This window comes from Acinetobacter sp. YH12076, assembly GCF_013419525.1.
Classification (GTDB): domain Bacteria; phylum Pseudomonadota; class Gammaproteobacteria; order Pseudomonadales; family Moraxellaceae; genus Acinetobacter; species Acinetobacter amyesii.
This window is the reverse complement of the sequence record NZ_VOZY01000002.1, coordinates 1-22917: the sequence shown is the minus strand read 5'-3', so window position 1 is coordinate 22917 and position 22917 is coordinate 1. Positions and strand designations below refer to the sequence as shown.

Here is a 22917-nt window from a genome sequence, read left to right as displayed (position 1 = left end):
GATGACCGATTTAAGCATAAGCCGTCATGCAGACGACTCAACCCAACCTCAGCGTTCTTCTGTCGAGGATATCAACCCCCATGCGGTGTTGGGCGCAGAGATCCTGATTGAACAACTACACAAATTTTATGGCGATGTTAAAGTCCTTGAGGACCTTGACCTACATATTCAACCCGGTGAATTCTTGGCAATTGTCGGTCGTAGTGGCTGTGGTAAAAGTACCCTGCTTCGCCTCATCGCCGACTTAGAAAAACCGAGTTATGGCGAAATTAAATTTAAGTCTGCTCGTCATATTCGTGAAGGCATCACAAGTGATGATATTCGTGTGATGTTCCAAGACCCTCGCCTCCTGCCTTGGCGTAGCATTGAGAAAAATGTACAACTTGGTTTAAGCAAAGACCAACACGCCAATGCTACAGCACTCCTCGAAAAAGTCGGTTTAAAAGACAAAGCGGGGCTTTGGCCAACACAGCTATCAGGGGGGCAACGTCAACGTACTGCACTGGCACGTGCTTTGTCACATAAACCACGCATTTTGCTGCTAGATGAACCACTGGGTGCGCTCGATGCCTTAACACGTTTAGATATGCAGAATTTGATTGAAAAACTCTGGACTGAACAAGGTTTTACCGCAATTTTGGTCACACATGATGTAAGGGAAGCCGTGCAGTTGGCAGACCGTATAATCTTGCTCGATAAAGGCCATATTGCCCAAGAATTTCGTGTCGATTTGGCCCGCCCACGAAAAAAAGGCATTGAATTTACTGAACTTGAACAACAAGTCTTACAAGCAGTCTTGGCCACTTAAGCTATACATGTGCAGGAAATCATCACTTAAACCGTATGACTTCCTGTTCTGTTCCAAAGCAATATCACAATAAAACCATGTATAGCATTGAGGGCGATTTATCGTCTGTTGACAAATACATCACAAAAATTACGACAAATCATATAAATCCATGACTAAAAATAATGATTTATTTAGATTTCACCCTAAAATGATTATTTGAAATATTATGGCATTCGTCGTATTTATTTGACCGTTGAACAGAATAAACTGCCAAAATTCATAAAATTAAAAACGATGATTGTGCACAAATCTGTTGATTTGCCGTACAATTCAATATTCCCTTTTCATTTTCTTAAAAGAGCTAATGGAACAAAAAAAGAGTACCCAGAAACGCCACCAGTTGCTCAGTGCAGCACTGGATGTCTTTTCCCTGTATGGCTTCAATGGCGCCAGCTTGGATGAGATCGCACAGATTGCAGAAATGCATAAATCGAATATTTTCTATTACTATGAAAATAAAGAAGCGCTTTATGTTGAAGTTCTGACAACGGTTCTACAAAAGTGGCTTGCTCCGCTACAAATGTTGGAAGCAGACCTTGAGCCTGAAGAAGCGATCACCAATTATCTATTGCAGAAAATTGAAGTATCTCGTACGCAACCGAAAGCCTCACGTTTGTTCGCACTTGAAGTCATTCAGGGCGCACCACACATTCTTGAAATTTTAAAAGGCCCACTAAAAAAATTAGTGAAACGCAAAGCCAAAGTCATTAGCAACTGGCAAGAGCAAGGTAAAATTTCAAAAGATATTGATCCAGAACTTTTAATTCTGAACATTTGGGCAATTACGCAAAACTATGCTGACTTTGCAACCCAAATGGAAATGGTCACTGGAAAAACCTTACGTAATCGCAGTATGCAACAACGGATTATTCAACATACCGTTCATATGATGCTTTACGGTGTAATTCCACGCCCAGAAAAGTAAATTGAATTGGGTCGAATTGGCATACGACCATAGCATTCTATGGTCGCCGACCGAAATTAGCTAAATGCCTTATTTGACTGTTTGATATAATTTCAATAATTTCTTTGCGCCGAATAATAAATTTTCTTCCCAATCCAGATGCGCTGTGTCATTCGCACCATCGGTAATATATTTTACCGATACAAAGCGAACACCCAGTTTTTTACATACTTTAGCGATTGCGTAGCCTTCCATATCGACAAGATTACACGGTACTTTCGGCAGCCCAGTTTCAAAGCTGTCGCCTGTACCACAAATTCCTTTAGGCAAATGGCTAAACATGCTCTCTGGCTGAATTTCAGCAGGATGATCGGTATCCATCGGCGTCACCCCCACATCAAAACCCAAAGGCGATACATCCATATCCCGTTGTACAAATTGAGCTACTTCAACCAAAGCATGTGCATCAAAATGTGAACTTCCCGCAGTGCCCAAATTCAGCAAAGTATGACATCCGGTTTTTTGAATCACATCAAAGGCTTTAAATGCGGCATTGACTTTACCAATACCACTGTAATGTACTTCAATGCCTGCGGCTTCAAACAAGCCTTTAGATTCACTCGGCAGTGCCATAATTAAAGCGATTTGCTGACGCATAGCGGTCTCCTCAAATTGATGCCTTCATATAGCATACATTTGCACGTGCGCAGAAAAAATCATCTTCAAAAATCACATTGCTCAGAAAATAAATTCCTCACACAGATTTGAATGCTATCAAATTTGAAATTGCATCGGCCGCTTGCCAATAAAAGATGGTGCCAATTGTTGGTCATGACGTAAGGCATCTAAAATCTTTTCTAAGGCAATATGCGCCATATCCCCTCGTACACTATGCGAATGGGTCATCGGCATATGCTCGATGCCAGCTCTTCGCGCTGACAAAATTTTAATGTCTTGTTTGTTGACCACCCAAGTATAGGCATTCACAGCCGGCATCAATGCCTTAGACAACAATTTTGGAATCGGAAATTTATAACTGACACAGGTATAAACCCGTGACTCATACGGCCCCACAGGGCTAATCAGACTATTAAACACCATGCCCGATGGCTCTCCCCAATGGTATTCCACCAAGGTAATATTCGGCGCGATAAAACTGTCGCGGTGGACCTGTTCAGCACCATGCGGATTGGTCAGCCATGGCATCATGCCGACATCTGCATCATGGTCATGATAGTCAACGACTACTTTGCGCGGCCCGACATCTATGGTGGCATCCACGGCTTTTCCCGACTCTGAACGAAACCAGCCTTCATGGACAAATATGGTATGGGTTACATCCATTATATTCTGTGCAACAGCGCCCATCTCGCCATCATAACTGCCGACCATGTAATAGCTGACCCAGCCGGCTTGATCATAAAACGATAATTTAAATATTTCCGGGCGTTCCTGTTTGGGCTTTTCACCGAGATAAATCCATACCACCCCATCTTGCTCACACACATCAAAACTACGCTGTTTAAATGGATGCGGTTTTTCTGGAAAAAATTGTCCATTGACACTAGGAATATGCGCCACATGCCCATCACCCTGATACGACCAACCATGATATGGACATGTCACGCAGCCATCAGTCATTTTACCCTTAGACAAAGGTACGCCACGATGCACACATTGATCAAGCAATGCAGCGGCTGTTCCATCTTTTTGTCGGAACAGGACAATTTTTTTACCATACAGGGTGGCTGAAAAAGGTTGATCTTTTTTGAGTTCTTTAGAGGTACAAGCAACGTACCATTCTTCTAATAATCCTTTGGCATCATCCCAAAAACGGGTTTGATTACACATAATTCGATCCTTATTTTTATCTTTTTTGTTTTAATCCATAAGCCTTGCTCTAGCACCTACTACTACAAGCAAGTTTATATCTCGAAGCCAATTGATCTCTTGAAAATACGCGCAAATTTTATACATGAATGTTTTGCTTGGATAGCAAAATAACGTAACTGCATCACACGCTTGCACAAGCTCTATATTTGTTTGCTGAAATCCGTCAAAGCCAACGCGCTATAGTTTTCTTCAACGGATTTACATTCACCCGACATCATTTAAGATGCGCTCTGAGCATCACAATACGCTTTTAAACACGGAGAAAAAATAAGCTACCGCGATAAAACCCTTGTATGGTTTTCAGCATCACCAATAACCAAAGCGTACAGAGCAATACTGCAAAAAAAGTACCGAACTGTTGAATAGCGTGTAATTGCGTCTGTTCCGCCAAATGGATGACCGCCAAACTAAAAACGCCGAATGGAAACGTCATCGCCCACCACCCGAGATTAAAGGGTAAATCTCGCAAATGTTTTAGCGTGATGAGTATAGCGATTCCAAACCACCATACACCAAATCCAAGTAGAACAAGGGCTGCGAATACGCCGCCTTGAAGCAACACCTGTCCTAAATCAACCAAATTTACTACTGTCAAAATACGCGGGGCTTGCTCTCCCAAAAGTAACAGCGCTAAAGCCCCTGTCCCAATCGGTCCTAAGGCCAACCAACTGCTGATCGCCATTTCCTTACTTGGCAATTGATGTAAAGCCAGACGCAGCAACAAGATGCTTAAGATGGCAAATGCAGGAAATACTGAGATCCCCCAAAGCAGATAACTCCCCAGCAAAATATGGACAGAATGGGCCTGTGCAGGTAAATGCGCCAACAATAAACCGCCTGAACTGGCAACCACCTCGCAAGCCACTATCGGCAATAACCATACTGCGGTCATGCCTTGCAGCGCATGTTGCTGACGACTAAACATCAGAAATGGAACACACCATGCAATCGCTATTGACATCAACACATCGACATACCATAAATATTCAGCCCATGTGATGATGCTCATGCCCAAAAACTCTGTGTATAGCGTGGTGCCAAATTTCAATGCGCCATTGATCAGGGTTGCCAGTGCCATGGGGATCGCCCCAAGAAATAAACTCATCACTGGATGCTGGAAAATCTGCTTGTGGGTACAATATCCATCGGCTGAGATACATCCCACTAAACAATATGAACAACACGATGCTGATCTGCCACAGCGCTGCTCCGAAGGACCACATCCACTGCGGCGCCACCGCTATAGATGGTAAAATGAGGGCCACCACACCTGTGCCCATCACCACCGTAAACCAGTTTGGGGTGAAATGACGAATCAAGTCTTGTTTATGCTGGAGTTGATAAAATGGCATTTTCATCGCATGATGCTCATCAAAATGGAATGTCTATAGTTTAAGCACACCATTAAACAAGAAAAATTGATTAATATTTATTTTTATAATTTATTTTATTGATAGTAAATTCATCTCTGCATAAAAAAACTTGAGTAAAAACACAACAACAAGACGAACGCAGAAGATTATGGCAATATATAGCCCTCAAACATTTTCAACAATTGATTCGCCCATGAAGCTGCTCCGTCTGAATGCTTTAGCGCCCCACTTAGAACTCCCCAAAACTGCCGTGACCATTGGCAATTTTGATGGTGTACATTTGGGTCATCAAGCGATGGTCAGCCAGCTCAAAGACATAGCACAGCAACAAAACTTAAAAACAGCTGTGATGATTTTTGAGCCACAACCGCTTGAATTCTTTAAAGCTTATGATGCACCGCCTCGAATCAGTTCACTACGTGAAAAAGTCGAATATTTAACTGAACTGGGCGTCGACTATATTGTGGTGGCGAAATTTGACAATGCCTTTCGTAATCTCAGCGCCGAAGAATTTGCCGATATTTTAAAAAATAAACTCAATACACAAAGTTTAGTTTTGGGCGAAGATCATCACTTTGGCAAAAACCGCCAAGGCAATAGCGAATTTTTACGCCAATACGGCTTCCAAGTCACAGCCCTGCAAAATGTCGAAGTCGATGGTGAACGTGTCAGTTCAACACTGGTTCGTCAGACATTACAAGCAGGTGACCTTGCCCATGCCGCAAAACTTTTAGGTCGTCCTTATAGCATCACCGGTCGTGTGCAGTACGGCGATCAAATCGGTCGCACGATTAATTTTCCTACCATTAATGTGCGTTTAAACCGTCATAAACCTTGTTTAAATGGCATTTATGCAGTCGATGTCATTTGTGAAACCGAATCTTTAACAGATAAAGTAAAAAACGAAAATGCTGACAAATTAGGGGTTGCAGGTTATGCACCCTCTGCCCTGTTTGGTGCAGGGCATGTTGGTACGCGTCCCGCGATTAAACAGGAACATCCTGAATGGCGATTAGAAGTACATTTTCCTGATGTTTCTGCTAATCTGTATGGCCTGTTAATGCGGGTGACGTTCTTGAACTTTTTACATGGCGAAAAGGACTACCCTTCGCTTGAAGCACTGAAAGCCGGAATTGATGACGACGTCGAAAAGCTCCTTGAGTTTCGAGGTCAGCACCCTCATTTCCCCTTTTAAACCCCGATTATTTATTGTAAAACGCGTCAGTCAACGGGCTGATAAATTTGGAAGACAACTTGCATGAGCGATAAGCAAACTCCTGAAAATGCAGTGGATTATAAAGCCACGCTAAACCTCCCAGGTACTGAATTTGCGATGAAAGCAAATCTCGCAGTACGTGAAGCGAAATGGTTAGAAGAGTGGTATGCCGACAACATTTATCAGCAGATTCGTGCATCGCGTATTGGCAAGAAAAAATATGTGCTTCATGACGGCCCTCCATACGCAAATGGCCAAATTCACTTAGGCCATGCGGTGAATAAAGTCCTGAAAGACATCATCATCAAAAGCCGTGTAATGGACGGTTTTGACGCACCGTATGTACCAGGTTGGGACTGTCACGGTCTTCCAATCGAACTGAAAGTTGAAGAAAAAGTCGGTAAAGTCGGCGTGAAAGTAGATGCCTCAACTTTCCGTAAAGCCTGCCGTGAATATGCCTACACCCAAGTTGAATTACAGAAAAAAGACTTCGTGCGTATGGGTGTGTTTGGTGATTGGGACAACCCTTACCTCACCATGAACTTCAAACAAGAAGCCGACATCGTTCGTTCGCTCGGTGAGATTGCCAAAGCAGGCCATATTGAGCCGGGTCTTAAACCTGTGAACTGGTGTTTGGACTGTGGTTCTGCCTTAGCTGAAGCTGAAGTGGAATACGAAGACAAAAAATCAGATGCGATTGACGTTGGTTTTAGCGTTGTTGATTTAGCTGATTTATCTGCACGCCTAGGTGTTACAGTTAGCGATTCTACAGATATCGTGATCTGGACAACTACGCCTTGGACCATGCCTGCCAACCAAGCGGTTGCTCTACACGCTGAGCTTGAATACCAATTGGTGAAAGCAACTGGCGAAGACAAAGCAGCGCAAAACTTCATCCTTGCAAAATCATTAGTTGAATCTGCAACTCAGCGTTATGGTTTTAACGCAGTAGAAGTGATTGCTGAATTTGCTGGTGCAAAACTTGAAAATCTAGTACTACAACATCCGTTAATTGCTGAACGCCAAGTGCCAGTGATTTTGGGTGAGCATGTCACAGACGGCAGTGGTACAGGTGCTGTGCATACCGCGCCAGGCCATGGTGTGGACGATTATAAAGTTGGCTTACAGTACAACCTGAAAGTCGACAATCCAGTTGGCGGCAACGGTGTATATTTACCGACTGCGCCAATTTTTGCAGGCGAACACATCTACAAAGCCAATCCAAAAATCATTGCTGCTTTAACCGAAGCAGGCAAACTTTGGGCACATGTGGTGATCAAACATAGCTACCCACATTGCTGGCGCCATAAAACACCGATTATCTTCCGTGCAACACCGCAATGGTTCATCAGCATGGATGCAAAAGGTTTACGCCAAGGTGCATTGAACGCGATTGAAAATGACATCAGCTTCGTACCGGATTGGGGTAAAAACCGTATCCAATCGATGATTGAAGGTCGTCCAGATTGGTGTATCTCACGTCAACGTACATGGGGCGTGCCAATTCCATTCTTCGTGCATAAAGATACCAACGAACTTCACCCGCGTACCCCTGAGCTAATCGAAGAAGTCGCGAAGCTGATTGAACAAGAAGGTATTGATGGTTGGTATAACCGTGATGCGTCTGAGTTTATCGGTGCAGATGCAGAGCAGTACAATGCTGTACGTGACACTTTAGACGTATGGTTCGACTCTGGAACAACACACTTTGCAGTACTTCGTGAACGTGAAGAATTGCAAGACCCTGCTGACTTGTACCTTGAAGGTTCTGACCAACATCGTGGCTGGTTCCAATCTTCATTGTTAACATCTATGGCGATTAATAACCGCGCACCGTACAAAGGCTTATTGACTCACGGCTTCGTTGTGGACGAAAAAGGCCGCAAAATGTCGAAGTCGATCGGTAACGTGATCACTCCGCAAGACATCATTAAAGACATGGGTGCAGATGGCCTACGTTTCTGGATTGCGTCTGCAGACTACCGTTATGAAATGACTGCAGGTAAAGAAATCTTTAGCCGTGCATCAGATGGTTACCGCCGTATCCGTAATACGTTGCGTTTCTTGTTGGCGAACTTGAATGGCTTCAAACCATCGACTGATGCTTTGCCTGTCGATCAATTGATCGCACTGGATCAATACATCTTGCAACGTGCTGCGGAAGTACAGAAAACCATTCAGCAAGCCTATGAAGATATGAACTTCCATATCGTGACCAGCGCATTGACCAACTTCTGTATTAATGACTTGGGTGGTTTCTACCTCGACATCATCAAAGACCGTCAGTACACCACCAAAGCCGACTCTGCGGCGCGTCATTCTGCACAAACTGCGTTGTATCACTTGGTTCAAGCATTTGTTCGTTGGATGTCTCCAATCTTGAGCTTTACCGCACAAGAAGCTTGGCCGCTGATTCCAGAGCAATCTGAGAAATATGTATTTACTGCGGAGTGGTATGACATTCCTGTAGCCTCTACTGCAAATCTGGTGACTGAAGCTGAATGGCAAACCTTGATCACCGTTAAATCTGCAGTGAACAAGTTTATTGAAGCTGCACGTACTGCAAAAACTGTGGGTTCAAACTTGTCTGCAAAAGTTGAACTTTGGGCCAATGCTGAGCTGAAAGCTGTTTTAGACAAATTCGGTGAAGAGCTGCGTTTTGTTCTCATCACTTCTCAAGTGATTGTCAATGAGTTTGACGCAGCACAAGGTGAAGCCTCTGACATTGACGGTTTAAATGTCAAAGTCTCTGCTGCTGACGGTGAAAAATGTGCACGCTGCTGGCATGTACTGCCAGATGTGAATACACATCACGAACATCCAGGTCTTTGTTCTCGTTGTATTATTAACCTTCCTACAGGTCAAGGCGAAGAGAGAAAATATGCCTAATCCACAAGAAAAAAAGGGCTTCTTTCAATTCTACCCACACAATTTAGTATGGGTGGGCTTATCCATTGTTGCCATTATTTTGGATCAATGGACCAAATGGATTGCAAGTACACATCTGAACTACGCAGATCCTGTACCTGTCATGCCCTTTTTAAATTGGACATTGCTACATAACTATGGCGCTGCCTTTAGTTTCTTGTCCGATGCCGGTGGATGGCAACGTTATTTCTTTACTTCACTCGCAGGACTTGTGTCTGTCATTTTTGTATTTTGGCTCATGCGTATGCCAAAAAACGTGAAAGTCCTTCCGATTGCCATTGCCCTGATTTTAGGCGGCGCAATCGGCAACTTAATTGACCGTGTATCTTTAGGCTATGTGGTGGATTTCATTCACGTGTATTACAACAACAGCCACTTTCCTGCATTTAATATTGCAGACAGTGCCATTACTTTAGGCACGATTCTGCTTCTTATCGATACGTTTTTCTTAGAAAAACACCGAATTCAACGTGCGGAAGCGCAAAATGACTGATTTTATCAATCCTAACGAGGAAACTCGTATTGAAGAAGGCTCTAAAGTAGACCTTCACTTTTCTGTTGCTATTGAAAATGGCGTAGAAATTGACAATACCCGTAGCCGTGCTGAACCTGTCAGCCTTGTCATGGGTGATGGCAGCTTATTACCGGGTTTTGAGAAAGCTTTATTCGGTTTACGTGCAGGTGACCGCCGTACCGTAAGCCTTCCTCCAGAAGATGCTTTTGGTCCATGGAACCCAGAAAACGTACAAAAATTTGATACCGTCAAATTTGAGCAACGTCCTGTTGAAGGCCATATGATTGAGTTTGAAGATAAAGCCAAACAAAGTCTATATGGAGTAATCAAAACCGTCGGTGAAGACATTACCGAAGTGGATTTCAACCACCCTCTAGCTGGTAAAAATATCACCTTTGAAGTTGAAATTTTCAAAGTGACCCCTGCCGGTCAACAAGGCGTGAAACTGATCTAAGTTTCAGCAAATAAAAAGCTCCTTCGGGAGCTTTTTTTATCACTATTTTTATAACTATCAATCGACTCGATACATTTTCTGTATATGCAACGGACCGTTTTCATATTAATTTAATGCAAGACTTTAAAACAAGACGGGAAATACGATGAAACTTCATATTATTGTCGGCAGTGTCCGCGAAGGCCGTACGGCAATTAAGATTGCGAACTGGCTACTTTCAGAAATCGAAAGCTATGACTACAGTACCGTAGAAACTGAAATTGTCGATTTAAAAGAATGGGATCTGCCTATTTTTGCAGGCGCACATCCACCATTAACTGGGATTTATGACCAACCCAAACAACAAGCATGGGCAGATAAAATCGCACAAGGTGACGCATTTATTTTCATTAGCCCTGAATACAACCACGGCTACAGCCCTGCGCTCAAAAATGCATTGGATTACCTCGGTAAAGAATGGGCCGGAAAACCTGCGGCATACGTTAGCTATGGTGGCACCAATGGTTCACGTTCGATTGATCAAATTCGCCAAGTGGCAACCCAATTGGGCTTAATTGACAGTAATGCTGTGGTCGAAATTCGTGATATTTTCACGCGCAATCAAACAGATAAATTCGAACCGAATGATTTTGACAACAAAGCAGTTAAAGCGATTTTCAAAAAATTACTGCAATATGTGAGTGCTTAATTCTTGCCGTTCGCGTGATAGATGCCGCCTTTTGTAGGTTCAGGCTTAGATTATTTTCAGCAGATGGCAGCTATACGCCATGCATCATCCACGATAAAGTTAAACCATACAGAGACAGGAAGTTTCTAGAATAAAAAGAATGGAACATGCAGGAAGCGATTGATTTGACAGGAGTTGAATCTTAGCAATATACGAAAAAGCCCCAACAGGACGTTGGGGCTTTTTCATTTCGTTCTGTATGCTTAATCATAATGAAGCCCACCTAGGTAGGCTCCTTCTAATCATTGCGATATAGAATATTATCTTGCTTTCGACACATCCACAATTAATCGTGTTGCCAAATACAAACGCGGAATAATACTGTCTTTTAAAATATATTCTGCATTGCTTGAGTGAGCCCCATCTCCTGATAATCCCATTCCCTCAATTACAGCAGCTTTCGACTTTACTCCAGCAAAAGCAGCATCAGTACCGCCTCCTGTTGGAGTCAAAGAAACAGTCAATGGAATGTTTAACTCATTTTTATAGATATCTTGCGCTTTTTCAGCCAACTTTTTAGAGGCATCATTTACAGCCAACGGTGGACGGCGGACTTCAAATTTCACACTGACTTGGCTATCTGATAACTTTTTATTTTTGATTTTCTCATTTAACGTTTTTTCCACGGCCTCAAAGTCTTGGACACGTAGTGCTCTGACATCCGCCTGTGCAGCAGCATGTTCTGGAATGACATTGCGTGTTTTACCCGCTTCCGCCACAGTCCAATTCAGCTTTAACCCAGTGTTAGGATCAGATAGATTTTGCATTTGTGCGATTTGGTGAGAGAGCTCAGTGAGTGCATTCACCCCTGCCTCAGGTTTCACACCGGCATGTGAAGATTTTCCTTTAATTTCTAAATAGGCTGCGCCAATGCCACTGGTTGCCAGACGTAAGTTACCATCTTTACCGCCCCCTTCAAAAGACAACACCACATCCTGATCTTGTGCTGTTTCTGTAATCAACTTACGTGAGGCAGGTGAGCTGATTTCCTCATCTGAATTCATCAAAACAGTGATCGTGCCATAGTCTTTATAATTCAATTTTTTAAGGGTATTCAAAACATGCAAAATTGCAGCTACCCCTTGTTTATCATCAATGATACCTAAGCCATAGACCTGATTACCGTCAATTTTAAACGGTTGGTTTTTAAGCATTCCCCGTTCATAAACCGTATCCATATGCGCGATCATCATGATTTTACTTTTACCTTGACCTTTCAATACCCCTTTAACTATTGGTCCCATTTTCTCAGGTGTATCGTCCATGCGATAAATATCTGTACTTTCGATCACACTCACTTCAGCACCGACATTCTTCAACTGATCTGCCACCACTTTGGCCATTTGATTCAGGCCTTCAAGATCCTTACTGCCGGATTCAATATTGACCAAGGTTTTCAAGGTCTCTAAATAACTTTGCTTTTGACTTTCCGCAATTTGCATAATCTCTTGTGGAGATGCTGCCCAACTTGCTGAAGCACTAAGCGCAATGACGCAGCCTAATGCGAGCTGAAGTTTTGATGTCGTCCGTTGTTGTGTAAGTGTTCTTAGCATCGATCTTATTCCCTGTATATTTTTCATTATGAATTTTTAATGTCTGATAAATTAGTTCACCATTCAACCAATTAATCGCAAAAATATGTAACACCGCTGATGAAGATTTTAATCTCATCAAAACCAGCTTCCCGCTGTTTTAAAACAGGTTTAGATCGATTTGGGTCAATAGTTTTATCGGTCGATAGCCTTAATGCTGTGCAATACATTGACGCGACGGACAAAATGATAATTTAGGTGTTGTACGTTTTGGCTTACATCAGATGCGGATAATAGACACTATTCACGTTATTGGATTACTTTTATATTAAGGTCATACAGCGACAGGATGTCACTGAACATAAAACAACTATGATAAGACAATGAGCAGGAAGCTTAACGGTAGGACAGGAGTTATACCGCTAGAATGAATCCGAAAAAGCCCCGACAGGATGTCGGGGCTTTTTTCATTTCAAATGCTACATAAGAATAGCTCTAACATGAGCCACAACCAAACTCAGGGCAATGGCTCATTAGATCTCACCCAATCGGATACGATTACTTTTTAGAACTCTCCACAATTAAACGCGTCACCAAGTACAAACGCGGTACGATAGAATCTGTCAAAATATATTCAGCTTTATCTGAATGTAATCCATCACCTGACATGCCTAGTCCCTCAATGATCGCGGCTCTCGAACTAACCCCAGCAAAAGCGGCATCAGTACCACCACCCCAAGCGGTCGTTTCAACTTTCATCGGCAGCTTTAATTCGTTTGTGTAAATCTGCTGGGCTGTCGCGGCCAATTTTTTGGCTTGTGGACTGGCTTCTAAAGGTGGTCGACGGACTTCAAATTTGACCTCGACCTGACTTTCCGCCAATTTTTTGGTTTTGACTTTTTGCTTCAAGGTTTTTTCCAACTCAGCAAAATCTTGTGGTTTTAAGGAACGAGCATCTGCCTGCGCTGTCGCATGGTCAGGAATCACATTTCGGGTTTTTCCAGCCGTCGCAACAGTCCAATTCAGCTTTAAACCCGTTTTCGGATTGGATAGATTTTCTAATTGTTGAATCTGAAAAGCCAGTTCTGTCAAGGCATTGACCCCTGCTTCAGGTTTTACCCCCGCATGCGAACCCCGCCCTTTAATATCTAAATAAGCCGCACCAATCCCACTAGTGGCTAACATCAAACTTCCCTCTAAACCACCGGTTTCAAAGGAGAGGACAACGTCCTGATTTTGAGCTGTATCCATAATCAATTGGCGCGAACCGGGTGAACTGATTTCTTCATCTGAATTAATTAACACCGTAATGGTGCCGTAATCTTGGTACTTCAGCTGTTTCAGCATATCCAAGACATGAATCACTGCAGCAACACCTTGCTTGTCGTCCAAAATACCTAAACCATAGGCTTTATTACCATCTATACGAAACGGTTGACCTTGTAATTGGCCCTTTTGATACACCGTATCATTATGTGCCAACAACATAATGTTCGTTTTACCTTTGCCTTTCAGTACCGCTTTTACAATCGGCCCTGTCTGATCTGGCGCACCATCGAGTTTCATGATGTCTTTGGGCTGAATCACGTTCACCTCAGCCCCTGTGGCTTTTAATTGCTCTGCGACCACCTTAGCAATTTGATTCAAACCCTCAATATCTTTACTGCCGGATTCAATATTGACCAAGGTTTTCAAGGTCTCTAAATAACTTTGCTTTTGACTTTCCGCAATTTGCTTAATCTCTTGTGGAGATGCTGCCCAACTTGCTGAAGCACTAAGCGCAATGACGCAGCCTAATGCGAGCTGAAGTTTTGATGTCGTCCGTTGTTGTGTAAGTGTTCTTAGCATCGATCTTATTCCCTGTATATTTTTCATTATGAATTTTTAATGTCTGATAAATTAGTTCACCATTCAACAAATTAATCGCAAAAATATGTAACACCGCTGATGAAGATTTTAATCTCATCAAAACCAGCTTCCCGCTGTTTTAAAACAGGTTTAGATCGATTTGGGTCAATAGTTCTATCGGTCGATAGCCTTAATGCTGTGCAATACATTGACGCGACGAACAAAATGATAATTTAGGTGTTGTACGTTTTGGCTTACATCAGATGCGGATAATAGACACTATTCACGTTATTGGATTACTTTTATATTAAGGTCATACAGCGACAGGATGTCACTGAACATAAAACAACAATGATAAGACAATGAGCAGGAAGCTTAACGGTAGGACAGGAGTTATACCGCTAGAATGAATCCGAAAAAGCCCCGACAGGATGTCGGGGCTTTTTCGTTTAGGCTTCATGAAAGCAACAATCCATGTATTTGCACAGACTAAACATCCACCTGAAAACCTAAATCAACATCACAGGCGGCTTGACCACCTCGAATCCCCCCAATTTTCTAGAGGGCTTTCACGTAAGGTAATGATGATATGGTCTGCTGGAATACCAAATTCCACCAAATTTTGCACCAGTAATTGATATAACTTACGCTTGGTTGCTAAGGTTCGTCCCGCAAAACAATCAATGGTGATATGCGTAAAGCGCTCAGGCTGCGTCAAATGATCAAACACCTGAAACCGATGTGGCGCATGCACTTGCAAACGTATATTGCGTTCATATCGAGGCAATTGAAAACTCTGTTGTATGGCGTCAAAGACAGCATTTATCAGCTGTTGCTCTTGTTCTATGCTGTATTGCATCCGTATATCGATTTGTGTTGCAGGCATGCGCGAAACTCATTGTTGTTATTTAGATCACTACACTAGCAGGATTTAGCGACGTTCTGCTGTAGGCATTTACCTACAGCACTTGCAGTATTTACGCCTGTAGCCTCAACAGCAACGCGCCTATAGTAAGAACATACAGAGACAGGATGTCTTGCAATAAAAATAAATAATGCACATGCAGCAGGAACGCTGATCGGTATGACAGGAGTCATATCTTTAGAATGAATCTAAAAAGCCCTCGATAGGATGTCGAGGGCTTTTTTCATGTCGTCATTCATTCAACGATCGCGCTCTATTCGTCGAAAAATCGCAATTTATCAACAATACTTACATCGCAACAGTAAAACTGTACTTATAATCGGCAGAGAATTTAGACAGAATAACAGCTGCGAGTTCAGCAGCTCGAACTGTCAGCGCTTAGGGATTAGGCGACAACAATAAAAATTGAATTAAAAAATTAGAGAATGACCTATGCAATTGCAACAGCAACAACTGAATAGTTTTACCCGAATTTTTCATGCCGCTCCAGAACACAATAGCCCGCAAGATCTTGCACAATATATTGGCGCGCATCGACAAGAGCTTTTACAACAAATCCATGAAAATGGCATCTTACTGTTTCGTGGTTTTAACATCGAGCAACCCGAACAATTTAACCAACTGATTGAACAATATTTCCAGTTTACCCCATGGAATGCATTTAACCCCAATATGCCCAGCTGGGTTGCATCATGGATGCGAAAATACAGCGAGAAATTGCTCGGCGCAGGTGACTACCGTCGTTATATCGACCGCAACACAGTGCAATTGGGTCCAGTCGAAAACTCGGTACAAGGCCCGCATGTTGAAGGTGGCGTGCGCTCAGAACGCTCGCGTTATATCGCCTTATTCTGTCAGGAACCTTCGACGTATTTGGCAGAAACTGGGTTCAATAACTTAGAGCAAATTTGGGAGAATTTTCCGAAATATCTACAAGAAAAATATCTCGGCGCATGGAACCATTTTTCTTATGTTTCGGCACGTGAGGTGGGACTATTTGACCGATTATTGCTGAAAAAGAGCCCGTTTAGTTTAGAGATTCGACAAGATAAAAAAGCCAAACTAACCTTGCAGCGTTCGCCACTGGTGATTCATCACCCCGATACAAAAAAGCATGTGATTCAGCCGTGGGCTTTTGCCAATAATACCAATCCATTTACCCATCAGGCCGCGAAAAATTGCTTTGAAAATCGAGGGGAGATTGAAATCGATTCAACGGCGGACGGCATGCAACTGACATGGGAAATTTACACGCTAGAAGGTCAACAAATTGAATGGAACGATGCCGAAAAGCAGCAATTTTTTGATGCGATGTATAAAGATGCTCTGCTTTTACAATGGCATAAAGGCGATGTTGCTATTGTGGATAATATTAAAATTGCGCATTGGCGGATGAATGGAGAACAGGGAAATCGTAAATTGATTCAAATTCAAGCCAATGCATTTAATGCCGATGAGCACTATGCGGCTTAGCTGACGTATTTAAAATTCGTGTAGGCCTGTATGTGAGAAGCCCCGTAGGGGCTTTTTTTTATTTTTTGAATTTTTTGTTTATTTTTTAGTCGCTATTTCGGCTCAATTTTGAATAACCATGCCTTTTCTCCATCTTCAATGCCCCAAATACTGCCATCTTTGGCTTCAATGAGTCCACGGATACGCTGTGGCATGGCAATTCGTTGTGTTTCTTGGACAGGTTTAAGCTCTGTATCAACAATTACAATCGCTTGTGAAGATAAGCCACCAATCAGGGCCTTATTTTTCCACTGTGGGAAACGATCGCCCTGATAAAACATCAGACTGGATGGTGAAATCACAGGTGTCCAACTGATGAGCGGCGCTTCAAATTCAGGCCGTGTATGATGATCAGGAATCGGTTGATCATCATAATGATCGCCATTCGACACATGCGGATAGCCATAGTTTTTCGCACGCTGCACGAGATTTAACTCATCACCGCCTTTCGGGCCCATCTCAGCCACCCAAAGCTGCTGTTTTGCATCAAATGCCATGCCTAAAGGGTTACGGTGCCCGAAGCTCCACACTTGCTTTGCAACTTCGCCTTGGGTCTGAAATGGATTATCCGCAGCAGGTGTTCCATCACTATTTAAGCGCAGTACTTTACCCAAATTTGACTGCAGATCTTGTGCAGGATCAAACTTCTGACGTTCGCCCGAACTCACCCATAATTTTCCATCTGCACCAAACTGCATACGGTGTGAATAATGGCCTTGACCTTCTACTTTTGGAATTTGCCTCCAAATGATTTTCCGCTGTTTTAAACTTGGCGCAGCTTCATTGAGGTTTAATGTGGCTTTTTCGATGACAGCGCCATAACCGCCCTGTCCCGCTTCTGCATAGCTCAAGTATATCTGATGATTTTTTTCAAACTGCGGATCAAGTGCAATATCACCTAATCCGCCTTGTCCGCCATAGGCAACTTTGGGAAGGTTTTTCACCTGTATTTTCTGCTGATTTTGCGGGTTAAAGATGATCAGTTGACCTTTTCTTTGAGTTAGCAATAAGCGTCCATCTGGGAGTTGTTGAAACGCCCAAGGTTCATTAAATTGAGCGATTTTTTGTATATTAAAGCGTTGTTCTTGCTGGATTTGTGCCGATTTTTGAGCTTGGCTTGGTGTTTGATCTTGTGCTGTAGTTGTGGTGTTTTCCGCATGGCATACGGCTGTCATCAAGATACCGACGATGAGGCTAGGCGTTCGAAAATATTGTATACATTGTTTCATTTACTGTTCCCTTCCCTTTTATAATCATTTGATTCTAATCAATTAATCAGATGATTTTTCTTTGGAAAGGTAACAGAATAATTTTGTACGTTTTGGCTTACATGGCATGCAGAAAATTGCTGCTATTCAATTTATTCAAACAGGCCTAATCTACAGTTATCAGGAAACAGGAAGTTTCCGAAACACCAAAACAATAAGAATAGTTTCTGCATCAGGACGTGAGATATGACATGGAGTTGTATCTAAAATACGAAATACGAAGAAAACCCCAACAGGATGTTGGGGTTTTCTTTTTCTAGCTGATTTTTAAAAGTTCGCTCTAATCTAGAACTTTCGCATAACATCTCTGTCAAAACTTCTTACAGTTTCCTGCGAAATTATTACATACCCAAATCCGTCAGCTTGTTAGCGTGGTAGACAATCCTCATTGCAAGGAGTCAATCATGACTTTAAAAGCTTTAGTGATAACGTCAAATGTCGGTGTTGAACATGACGAGCTGATCCAACCATTAAATTATTTAAATGAAAAGGGAATTGAAGCCATTCATGCCGCTATTAAACATGCGGTTGTCCAAACAGTAAAAGCCGACAAAAAGGTCGAAGCTGAAGTTCAACCCAATGCCCAATTGAGCAGCGTAAATGCTGAAGACTATGATGTCTTAGTAATTCCAGGCGGAACTGTCAATGCAGATCATCTACGGATCGATGAAGATGCACTGCGACTTATTCAAAACTTTGCTGACCATCAAAAACCTATTGCTGCAATTTGTCATGGTCCTTGGGCGCTCATTAATGCTGAACGAATTCGTGATAAAACTCTGACGTCTTATAAAAGTATTCGTTTGGATTTGGAAAATGCGGGTGCACATTGGGTCGATGAGCAGGTGCACCGCTGTAATACGAGTGGTTGGGTGCTCATTACTTCTCGTTGTCCAGATGACTTGCCTGCGTTTAATCAAACGATTCAGCAGGAGCTTGAGCAACAGCAACAGCAACAGCAACAGCAACAGCAACAGCAACAGCAACAATAATTCTAAAATGAAAATACCCGCATATTGCATGCGGGTATTTTATGAATCTACTTTATAAGATGTATGGCTTACAAATTTTTTAAGTAAGCTACCACATCATCATTGCCTGCCATTTCTGCAAGCTCTAATGCTGTGTATTGGGTCTTATGCTGTACATTTGCACCTTTCTCTACCAAAAGCTTTACGACGTCTAAATAGCCGTTTTCTGCGGCTGCATGCAGTGCGCTGTAGCCTTCTTCATCGGCAGTGTTTACGTCTGTGCCTTTTGCCAAAGATTTTTCGACTTCTGCGAGTTCACCTAAAGATGCCCAGTACACCAGTTCAGGCAGATGCAGTTCTTCATCATCTTCAGGGATTGGGGAGATGGAATTAAATTGCATGATCATAATACCTATTTGTAATTTCTATAAATATCGCTTGTCAATTAATAACCATGGCAGAATTGGTCATATAAATCAGTTTATTTTAACGAATTTTATCAAATCTATTTAAAGCGTAATTCACAGCTTCCTTTGAATTTAATAAATATTTTCCATTTTTATCGCGTTCAATACGAATGGATAATTTAGCCGCTTGTGTAATAGTTCCAGATTCCAGTAATCGACTGATATCACTATTTGGAAGAATAATATAATTATTTACATAAGATGGACCATTACATGATCGTAATACAAAAATATAGAAAGTAGATGATGCATCATTTGAATCATAAGATCTCTGATTTATCGTGAATCTATACTGATTATTTGATTCAGATATATTGGCTGTTTTAACCTGTATATGAAAGTATTTATTATCTTTTGCTGCGACAAGATCAATACCATCATCAACAGCCATATATGATGTATTAAATCCAAAAATAATAATTCAGCCATCACTGCAAATTCACCAGCCTTGCCCGTATACAGTGCATTAACTGTAGGTGGCGGTGGAACAATATCAGGTACAACTTTTTTGATTTTTAATCTGTAAATTCCCCGTCTTGGAGCACCTTTAGAATTTTTTGGTTTTGTGAACTCTGATTTTGTTTTATATTTGTCAATATCCTTTGAAAGTATCGAAGAGATTTTCTTAGATAAAACATCTAGATGCTGCTGAGTATGAGGATATTTCGCTACGATTGCTTCTGCTATTTGATCAACATGCATTTCTTTTCGCGATTCCTTCATTACTTCTTTAATTTGCTCAATAAACACCATCTCTCCCCCCATAAAATAGTCATAGTTAAGTTTTTATATCTTTTTTAAAAACTTATAAATATAGAATATTAGAAAATATAAAATAATTATTTTATTAGCATTTTAAATAACTCAAAAAAAGCCCCCTTACGGAGGCTTTTCTATTTAAAGAATCACGACTTAAGCATTGGCTGTAGATGCATCTTTAACATCAATTTTATCACTGTCATTTTCATGCATGATCAATGCAACCGCTATTGCAGTAATCAGTACAGGTAAACCTACCGCCATAAAGTTGAAATGCGCAGGTAAGTTCATACCGAGCAAACCACCAATCAAAATTGGCCCTACAATCGCGCCCATACGACCAATCGCAGAAGACCAACCAATACCCGTCGAACGTACAGCAAGTGGGTAATACTGCGCCACATAGCTGTATAGCAGCATTTGCGAACCAATAGATGCAGCACCTGCCAAGAATACCAAAATGTATAGCAAGAACTGATTCGATTGGAAGCCCATCAAGCTCATCACAATCGCGCCCATCATACCCAAAACCATCAACACAGGTTTTAAATGGAAACGGTCAGCCAAAATACCACCGCCAACAATACCCACAACTGCGCCCACGTTCATGACCATCATGAACATTAAGCTGTTATCCATAGAATAACCGGCTGCCATCATCAGTTTTGGTAACCAGCTGCTTAGCGCATACATAGTCAATAGGCACGTAAAGAACGCCACCCAAAACAGCAATGTATTTACGGCACGACCACGGCGGAACAAGCTCACCACGTTTGCTGCTTCTGGTACATTTTCCTGTGGTAAAGTGAACACTGTATTTTCGGTTACTTTCACTTCAGGCGCTAAGCGCTTCACGATACTGCGGGCTTTTTCCTGTTTGTTTTCTTTCACCATAAATGCCAATGATTCAGGTAAGAATTTCCAAATGACCGGTAAAAGGAAAAGTGGAATACCCGCAATAAAGAACATGATTTGCCAACCAAAGTCAGGGGTGAACCATGAACCTAAAAGTGCCGCCATCACACCACCGACTGCATAACCACTAAACATCGTCGTTACCAGTGTGCTACGCATCTTCTGCGGTGCGTATTCAGACGTTAAAGCCACAAGGTTAGGCATTACACCGCCAATCCCTAAACCAGCCAAGAAACGCAAAATACCAAATTCTGTTGGATTCGACGCAAAACCACCAGCAAAGGTCAAACCACTAAATAAAACGATACAGATCATGATGACTTTTTTACGGCCAATCTTATCTGCTAAAGAACCAAAGAACATGGCACCAAACATCATCCCTGCGAGCGCAGTACTAGCAAGCATCCCCGCTTGCATTGCACTTAAGCCCCAGTCTTGCATGAGTAAAGGTAAAACCACGCCATTAATCGCTAAATCGTAGCCATCAAATAAAATAATCAATAAGCACCAAGCCACTACATTGAAGTGGAACGGGGTAAATTTAGCCTTATCGACTACAGAATTTATGTCTATTTTTTCCGTTGTCATCGTTCTCATCTCCCATGAGTACTTGTCCATAACATTCATTGAATTTTTAAGTAAAATTCAACAGCCACGGAATATACGGAACAGTGTTTTCTAGGGATATTAGACGTATGTTTAATAAATCGAATCACTTATAAGTACATGTTAATTGTGTTATTTTTCATGCTTTAGTTTAATTATTAAACATTATCAGTATATGATTATTTAACTTCTTTTTTTAAATCATAATGTCCTTGTCTTTAGGTTTAATTCTTCTATTCTTTCATTCAACTTCAGAACGACACACCATCATTTATTTGTATCTTTAGTTTAGAAAAATTTTAAATGTCTAAAAAACGAACGTAACCATATATAGAAAAGCTCACTTTAACGCTCTTGATTGTTTTAAATACCTTGATAGCACTGAGATTAAGCAATCACTAGCTTACAGCGAAATCCACGAGACGCATAATATGACTGCGCGCTATTATGATAGCTAAATACATGATCATAACGTCGATCACAAAACAGTGCCCCGCCCTTTTGCCGAATATCAACTGGCGTCAAAATCCAGCTCGAAGTCTTTAAATCGAAATGAAAAACTTGCTGTATCGCTCGATATTCCTCTTCTGTCAGTAGCTCAGCACCGATGTCTCGCACCATATCTATTACGTTATTTTGGGGAGGATGATCCTTCCGGTTCTCCAAGGCATCACGGTCATAACACAAGCTTCGTCTAAGCTTTGGTGACTCTAAGCTGCAATCATAAAATATTAGGTCATTAGATTGCCGATTCAGTATCACAATATCTGGCTCACCGCCTGTTTTTTCCATTTCGATTAAAATTTTTAGTTTTGAGGGCTATGCAATCAATTGCTTTTTAACATCATCCCAAAGCAATCCTGGATGACGCTGCATATTTGCCTCAAAGCGTTGCTGCAATATCTCTAAAATAGAGACTTCATCGAGATTTTGGAGCATATGTACATCCTATTCTTTTTATACATTGAGACCCTACTTCACTATAAAGAATATAAGCTCACCTTGATGTAAATTTTTTGCGCTGTTTAGCTTTCTTCTTTTTAAATATCTCTCGTTTTCCTATTTTGTGCTTTTGCTTTTCTTCTTTCCCCCCTTTTCTCCGCACATAAAAAAACACCCCCTGACATATCAGGGGGTGTTTCGAATAATGAGCTGGCGATGACTTACTCTCACATGGGTAACCCCACACTACCATCAGCGCTAAGAGGTTTCACTTCTGAGTTCGGGAAGGGATCAGGTGGTTCACTCTTGCTAT

17 protein-coding genes, 1 rRNA gene and 3 pseudogenes are annotated in these 22917 nt (G+C 41.8%); 9 read left to right on the top strand and 12 right to left on the bottom strand.

All coding sequences use genetic code 11. From position 1 onward, the window contains the following. The first annotated feature begins 1 nt into the window (after position 1). On the top strand, positions 2–808 hold the full coding sequence (locus FTU22_RS01600) for an ABC transporter ATP-binding protein (RefSeq protein WP_180088652.1): 807 nt from the start codon (positions 2–4) through the stop codon (positions 806–808). 346 nt (positions 809–1154) lie between these two features. Continuing rightward, complete coding sequence (locus FTU22_RS01595; RefSeq protein ID WP_180088650.1) at positions 1155–1775, top strand: TetR family transcriptional regulator C-terminal domain-containing protein; 621 nt, start codon at positions 1155–1157, stop codon at positions 1773–1775. A 69-nt stretch (positions 1776–1844) separates the two neighbouring features. On the opposite strand, the gene FTU22_RS01590 is transcribed toward FTU22_RS01595, so the two are convergent. The 3 genes and pseudogenes from FTU22_RS01590 to FTU22_RS01580 form a co-directional block, all read right to left on the bottom strand. After that, positions 1845–2411 carry a 5'-nucleosidase gene (locus FTU22_RS01590; RefSeq protein ID WP_111886021.1) on the bottom strand — a complete coding sequence of 189 codons (567 nt, stop codon included), beginning with the start codon at positions 2409–2411 and terminating at the stop codon, positions 1845–1847. Between the two features lie 117 nt (positions 2412–2528). Further along, the gene (locus FTU22_RS01585; protein ID WP_180092623.1) at positions 2529–3605 is read right to left on the bottom strand and encodes an aromatic ring-hydroxylating dioxygenase subunit alpha; all 1077 of its coding nucleotides are present in this window, start codon (positions 3603–3605) and stop codon (positions 2529–2531) included. 260 nt (positions 3606–3865) lie between these two features. Continuing rightward, positions 3866–5005 (bottom strand): annotated as a pseudogene (locus tag FTU22_RS01580) (TDT family transporter). 208 nt (positions 5006–5213) lie between these two features. Here FTU22_RS01580 and ribF point away from each other — a divergent pair. From ribF to FTU22_RS01555, 5 genes are all read left to right on the top strand, one after another. Next, the gene (ribF, locus tag FTU22_RS01575; protein ID WP_168379800.1) at positions 5214–6215 is read left to right on the top strand and encodes a riboflavin biosynthesis protein RibF; all 1002 of its coding nucleotides are present in this window, start codon (positions 5214–5216) and stop codon (positions 6213–6215) included. A gap of 63 nt (positions 6216–6278) precedes the next feature. Beyond that, positions 6279–9125 (top strand): isoleucine--tRNA ligase, encoded by a 2847-nt coding sequence (gene ileS / locus FTU22_RS01570; RefSeq protein WP_180092621.1) that lies wholly within the window; start codon positions 6279–6281, stop codon positions 9123–9125. Further along, complete coding sequence (gene lspA / locus FTU22_RS01565) at positions 9118–9657, top strand: signal peptidase II (RefSeq protein ID WP_078190655.1); 540 nt, start codon at positions 9118–9120, stop codon at positions 9655–9657. The genes ileS and lspA overlap by 8 nt, the downstream gene beginning before the upstream one ends. After that, positions 9650–10132 carry a peptidylprolyl isomerase gene (locus FTU22_RS01560; protein ID WP_078190656.1) on the top strand — a complete coding sequence of 161 codons (483 nt, stop codon included), beginning with the start codon at positions 9650–9652 and terminating at the stop codon, positions 10130–10132. Before lspA ends, FTU22_RS01560 begins: the two co-directional genes overlap by 8 nt. A gap of 145 nt (positions 10133–10277) precedes the next feature. Further along, positions 10278–10820, top strand: coding sequence for an NADPH-dependent FMN reductase (locus FTU22_RS01555; protein ID WP_078193285.1), 543 nt, complete (start codon positions 10278–10280; stop codon positions 10818–10820). A 299-nt stretch (positions 10821–11119) separates the two neighbouring features. Here FTU22_RS01555 and FTU22_RS01550 read toward each other — a convergent pair whose 3' ends face one another. The 3 genes and pseudogenes from FTU22_RS01550 to FTU22_RS01540 all read right to left on the bottom strand — a co-directional run bounded on the left by FTU22_RS01550 (position 11120) and on the right by FTU22_RS01540 (position 15125). Next, entirely contained in the window at positions 11120–12412 is a 1293-nt protein-coding gene (locus FTU22_RS01550; protein WP_180092619.1) for a glutamate carboxypeptidase, read from the bottom strand. Between the two features lie 537 nt (positions 12413–12949). Further along, the gene (locus FTU22_RS01545; RefSeq protein WP_180092616.1) at positions 12950–14239 is read right to left on the bottom strand and encodes a glutamate carboxypeptidase; all 1290 of its coding nucleotides are present in this window, start codon (positions 14237–14239) and stop codon (positions 12950–12952) included. Positions 14240–14728: 489 nt separating this feature from the next. Beyond that, positions 14729–15125 (bottom strand): annotated as a pseudogene (locus FTU22_RS01540) (tautomerase family protein). Between the two features lie 471 nt (positions 15126–15596). Between FTU22_RS01540 and FTU22_RS01535 the strand changes: the two are divergent. Further along, positions 15597–16637 (top strand): TauD/TfdA family dioxygenase, encoded by a 1041-nt coding sequence (locus tag FTU22_RS01535; RefSeq protein ID WP_180092613.1) that lies wholly within the window; start codon positions 15597–15599, stop codon positions 16635–16637. Positions 16638–16729: 92 nt separating this feature from the next. Here the strand turns inward: FTU22_RS01535 and FTU22_RS01530 are convergent, their stop codons facing one another. Beyond that, positions 16730–17905, bottom strand: a complete 1176-nt coding sequence (locus FTU22_RS01530) for a PQQ-dependent sugar dehydrogenase (protein WP_180092610.1) — start codon at positions 17903–17905, stop codon at positions 16730–16732. 443 nt (positions 17906–18348) lie between these two features. Between FTU22_RS01530 and FTU22_RS01525 the strand changes: the two genes are divergently transcribed. Next, positions 18349–18936 (top strand): type 1 glutamine amidotransferase domain-containing protein, encoded by a 588-nt coding sequence (locus FTU22_RS01525; protein ID WP_180092607.1) that lies wholly within the window; start codon positions 18349–18351, stop codon positions 18934–18936. A 68-nt stretch (positions 18937–19004) separates the two neighbouring features. On the opposite strand, the gene FTU22_RS01520 is transcribed toward FTU22_RS01525, so the two are convergent. The 5 genes and pseudogenes from FTU22_RS01520 to rrf form a co-directional block, all read right to left on the bottom strand. Then, positions 19005–19316 carry an ankyrin repeat domain-containing protein gene (locus FTU22_RS01520; RefSeq protein ID WP_180092604.1) on the bottom strand — a complete coding sequence of 104 codons (312 nt, stop codon included), beginning with the start codon at positions 19314–19316 and terminating at the stop codon, positions 19005–19007. A 342-nt stretch (positions 19317–19658) separates the two neighbouring features. Then, on the bottom strand, positions 19659–20147 hold the full coding sequence (locus FTU22_RS01515) for a hypothetical protein (protein WP_180092601.1): 489 nt from the start codon (positions 20145–20147) through the stop codon (positions 19659–19661). Between the two features lie 147 nt (positions 20148–20294). Continuing rightward, complete coding sequence (locus tag FTU22_RS01510; protein ID WP_180092598.1) at positions 20295–21644, bottom strand: MFS transporter; 1350 nt, start codon at positions 21642–21644, stop codon at positions 20295–20297. 405 nt (positions 21645–22049) lie between these two features. Beyond that, positions 22050–22601, bottom strand: a pseudogene (locus FTU22_RS01505) (DUF4256 domain-containing protein). 211 nt (positions 22602–22812) lie between these two features. Further along, positions 22813–22917, bottom strand: a 5S ribosomal RNA gene (gene rrf, locus FTU22_RS01500); the annotation flags it as partial.